The 3,542-nt window shown below is 55.6% G+C and carries 6 protein-coding genes and 1 pseudogene; 6 read left to right on the top strand and 1 reads right to left on the bottom strand.

Going from position 1 to position 3,542, the window contains the following annotated elements; translation table 11 throughout:
• The 3 genes from QNK41_RS08270 to QNK41_RS08260 form a co-directional block, all read left to right on the top strand.
• A partial coding sequence (locus tag QNK41_RS08270) for a hypothetical protein (RefSeq protein WP_319255627.1) occupies positions 1-213 on the top strand: 213 nt, incomplete at its 5' end.
• A gap of 151 nt (positions 214-364) precedes the next feature.
• Entirely contained in the window at positions 365-925 is a 561-nt protein-coding gene (locus QNK41_RS08265; protein ID WP_319255626.1) for a PspA/IM30 family protein, read from the top strand.
• A complete protein-coding gene (locus tag QNK41_RS08260; protein ID WP_319255624.1) occupies positions 922-1,467 on the top strand; it encodes a hypothetical protein in 546 nt (181 codons plus the stop codon). Before QNK41_RS08265 ends, QNK41_RS08260 begins: the two co-directional genes overlap by 4 nt.
• A gap of 117 nt (positions 1,468-1,584) precedes the next feature.
• Here QNK41_RS08260 and QNK41_RS08255 read toward each other — a convergent pair whose 3' ends face one another.
• On the bottom strand, positions 1,585-2,394 hold the full coding sequence (locus QNK41_RS08255) for an NTP transferase domain-containing protein (RefSeq protein WP_319255622.1): 810 nt from the start codon (positions 2,392-2,394) through the stop codon (positions 1,585-1,587).
• A 238-nt stretch (positions 2,395-2,632) separates the two neighbouring features.
• Between QNK41_RS08255 and QNK41_RS08250 the strand changes: the two genes are divergently transcribed.
• The 3 genes and pseudogenes from QNK41_RS08250 to QNK41_RS08240 form a co-directional block, all read left to right on the top strand.
• Positions 2,633-2,992, top strand: a complete 360-nt coding sequence (locus tag QNK41_RS08250; RefSeq protein ID WP_319255620.1) for a Dabb family protein — start codon at positions 2,633-2,635, stop codon at positions 2,990-2,992.
• Positions 2,993-3,003: 11 nt separating this feature from the next.
• On the top strand, positions 3,004-3,264 hold the full coding sequence (locus tag QNK41_RS08245) for a hypothetical protein (protein WP_319255618.1): 261 nt from the start codon (positions 3,004-3,006) through the stop codon (positions 3,262-3,264).
• Positions 3,261-3,542: pseudogene (locus QNK41_RS08240) on the top strand (patatin-like phospholipase family protein); the annotation flags it as partial. The gene QNK41_RS08245 and the pseudogene QNK41_RS08240, both read left to right, overlap by 4 nt.

The following is a 3,542-nucleotide window of genomic DNA, read 5'->3' as shown; positions in this document are numbered from 1 at the left end:
CGGATTCATGAATACGAGGCCAAGCATGAGGCCATCAACAGCGCCGTCGGCTCCGCCAAAGTGGCCAAGAACCTGGAAACGGATGTGCAGGCCCTTCGCCAGCAGGTGGATGAAACGTTCACCGGTGCACCGGCAGCCGTGGCCCAAAAAAAGAAGCAGGCTGCAAAGTCCCTGCAGTATGACGGCTATCGACTGAGAAGAGATAAACAGTAAACTGAGGTGGAGAGGATAATAACCTATTAATTTTAAATTATGAATTTTAAATTTTGAATGTTTGTATTCTGTCTATTTTAATAAAACCGTTAGAAATCCTTCATTCAAAATTGAGAATTAAAAATTCACAATTCTAAAAAGGAGTTGTCCCATGGGAATCATGACCCGCATGTTGAGACTGTGCAAAGCCGATGTCCACGGCGTGATGGATCAACTGGAGGACAAAGGCTTGCTGCTCAAGCAATACCTGAGAGAAATGGAAACCAGCCTCGGACACAAGGAACAGCAGGTCAACGCACTGACACAGCGCATCGGCCGCCTGACCGGCCAGGTCGCCCGCCACGCCCAGGAGATGGATAAGCTGGAACGGGATCTGGTCCTGGCGCTGGAAAAGGAGAAAGACGATATCGCCCGAATGCTGATCCGCAGGCGCCGTGCCCTTGAATCCGCATCCAGCCATTTGACGGAGCAGATAGATACGATGGCGCAGGAGAAAACGCAGCTGGCGGAAACCCTGGCCCATCAGCGGCTCCAGTATGAAACCCTTAAGGCCAAAGCGGATGCCTATTGTAGCCGGGCTGCCGACCGATTGTTCGAGACGGCTTCAGGCCACAACGCGGGAACCATCTATTCGATCGATCCCGGTAATGAGGAAATAGAACTGGAACTGCTCACGCGAAAAGAGGCGCTGCAGAAAGGAGAGACCCCATGAAACGGCCCGTGCGAACCACCCTGGTCTATGGATTGATAAGCGCCCTGACTGTCATGCCCGCTGCATGGTCGTTGGCCGGACCCATCGGCTGGCCCATGGCTTTCACGCTGGTGCTGTGGCTGGATCTGCTGGGTTATGCGGCGCTGCTGGCCCAATGGAGCGGCAAAGGGCCGAGTGTCATCCTGTTTCCGATGGCCCTTTTGCTGGGGACAGCCCTGTGGCCCGGTGTTTACGCCGGCTTTTTCTTCCTCGGCCTGGGAATTTTCAGCTGGATCCGCAGCGGCAGCTGCTTTTGCGCGACGCCGGTTCGGGCGGTGGCCGCCGAAGTGATCACCGTCGGCGGTGGTGCGGGCTTGGTGGCGCTTTTAGGCCCAGGCTCCAGCCTCACCTGGGCCATCAGCATCTGGCTGTTTTTTCTGATGCAGGCCGTCTACTTTTACATGGTTCCGACATCATGTTCGCCAAATGCCGTGGAGACAGTGACAGACCCCTTCAGCCAGGCGCATCGGGAAGCACTGCGGGTGTTGGATGAAGCCGGATGACCGAAGTCAGAGGACGGAAGTCGGAAAACGGGTGTCCCGAAGCCAGCGATTGCCCAGCACGAACCTCCGTCCTCAGGCCACGGTCCCACGCTTTGGCAGGATTTATCTATCAGGTTGTTAGCGGGTCGGAGCCCGGTAAATGGCCTGAGCCTTTTCCAGTGCGGCCACGTCATCGATTCCCATGGTTTCGAATTCGTCGTCAACCACGTGAAACCCGACCCGCTTGCCATCCTTGACCATGAATTCGATCAGGTCGGTAAAAAAGAACTCTTCGATGTCCGTCATCCTGCCGTTGACTTGCTTTTGAACGATCTGCGGCCGGGAGGCCAAAATGGGAAGATAGTCCGCCAGGTCCGCTCTGCGCACGGCATAAATGCCGGAGTTGCAGACGGTCAGAGAATCCTGCCGAGTTGCCGGGTAGTCTTTCCAGTATTTCCACTCGGTAATTTTTCTCACCTGCCCCTTTTCGATCTCCAGCACCCCATACTGCTTCCTGTCCGTTGGAGAAAAACCCAGGATCATCAAATCGTGGACGCCCAGGCCATCGACAAGGGTTTCGTAAGTCGTCTTCTGCACGAATGGTACATCGCCCATGGTAATGATCACGTGCGGGACAAGCTGTGCAGCCACGAAATCCTTGGCGGCAAGGATGGCGCCGCCGGTGCCGTTGAGTACCGGCTGTTCACAATAGACAACCCCAGTCCCCTGGGTGGTGTCCATAACCTGCGCTCTGCAGTGGTTAACAATCAGGCACCTGGGCCCTACGGGAAGGTTCTCCATCAGGTGCATGATGATCGGTCGCTGTCCGCTAAAAACAGAATCGCGCGGAGCTAAGGGCAGTAAGGTTTTATTGCCCGCATAGTCTTTCATCCGGCTGCCTCTTCCGGCGGCCATGATAATCGAAGCGGCGCGTGGGTCAGTATCCATCGGAGTCATACGTTCTCGCTTTCTGTTGGCTTCGGCAATTCAAGAAAAACTTCAGGTAACGGGATAAGGCGGTTATAAAATGATTGATCGACGTTGTCCAGCGTGTATACTCGCCCAAAAATTTTCATTCAGCTTGATAACCACCTGTGCTATGAATCGGCTTTACAATTTCCTAAAGAGCCCGGTATCTGCATTACGCGTTATTCCACGCTCAACGCATCAGAAAAAGGGGGAGAAAATGATTACCCACGTCGTGATGATGAAATTCAAACCCGAAGTCACCGCTGAAGAGATCGATGAACTGGAAGCCCTGCTGGACCGCCTGCCCGACCGCATCGATGAAATCGAAAGCTACGATTTCGGCCGGGATGTAGCCCGGTCCGACCGGTCATACGATTTCGCCCTGGTGTCGGTGTTTGCCAACCTGGATACCCTCAAGCACTACCAGACCCACCCCGAGCATCAGGTGGTGGTAAAAAAGCTGGGCGGCATGTGCGCGCATATCGCCGCCGTAGATTACGAAAACGCCCCGTACCATCAACAGTCGGACGGCGACACCGATCCGTGGAAGTCCCGAAACCTGTTTCAGCGCTCCTGAAAGCGTCAGCCATGAAACACAGAACCAATCCCCCACTGGACATGCAACGGATCGTGGCGGACATCCTTTCCGGCATGTCCCTGAAAGAGAAATCGCTCATCGCCAACATGGACGAAAAAAGCCTTCCCTACCTGCAGTATGCCTTCGATGTGTATATCAGCAAGGACGCCGACGATGACCCGCAAACCGGACGAGAAATCATGAAGCGGGTCTGGCAGACACTGCAGGAGACCCACCGAATTCGAATTGTCAGGGAACGTGCAAAACCGTGAGCGGTGAGCGGCTGGTTTTTCTGGCCGGCGAACGGGCCTTGGAGACCATCCGGTCACAGGGGCTTGGCCCGGACAATGTCAAGGTGGTGGCCGGTGCCGCGGGGGGCCCAAAATGGCTGATCCTGGGCCACCTGGACCGGGTGCTGTTCGGCAGCTGGTTCCAGGGACGCCGGCAGCCGCTGCACCTGCTGGGATCGTCCATCGGCAGCTGGCGCTTTGCCGCCGATTCGTGCACGGATCCGGTTGCGGCCATCGACCGCATGGAAGACGCCTACATC

It is taken from the genome of Desulfosarcina sp., assembly GCF_033791525.1.
GTDB lineage: Bacteria > Desulfobacterota > Desulfobacteria > Desulfobacterales > Desulfosarcinaceae > Desulfosarcina.
The sequence above is the reverse complement of the archived record's forward strand: the minus strand, read 5'-3'. Positions and strand labels throughout refer to the sequence as shown.

Excerpts from the sequence above, each read along its gene's own strand:
- QNK41_RS08265 (WP_319255626.1), top strand. The coding sequence starts at position 365 with ATGGGAATCATGACCCGCATGTTGAGACTGTGCAAAGCCGATGTCCAC.
- QNK41_RS08260 (WP_319255624.1), top strand. The coding sequence starts at position 922 with ATGAAACGGCCCGTGCGAACCACCCTGGTCTATGGATTGATAAGCGCC.
- QNK41_RS08255 (WP_319255622.1), bottom strand. The coding sequence starts at position 2,394 with ATGGATACTGACCCACGCGCCGCTTCGATTATCATGGCCGCCGGAAGA.
- QNK41_RS08250 (WP_319255620.1), top strand. The coding sequence starts at position 2,633 with ATGATTACCCACGTCGTGATGATGAAATTCAAACCCGAAGTCACCGCT.
- QNK41_RS08245 (WP_319255618.1), top strand. The coding sequence starts at position 3,004 with ATGAAACACAGAACCAATCCCCCACTGGACATGCAACGGATCGTGGCG.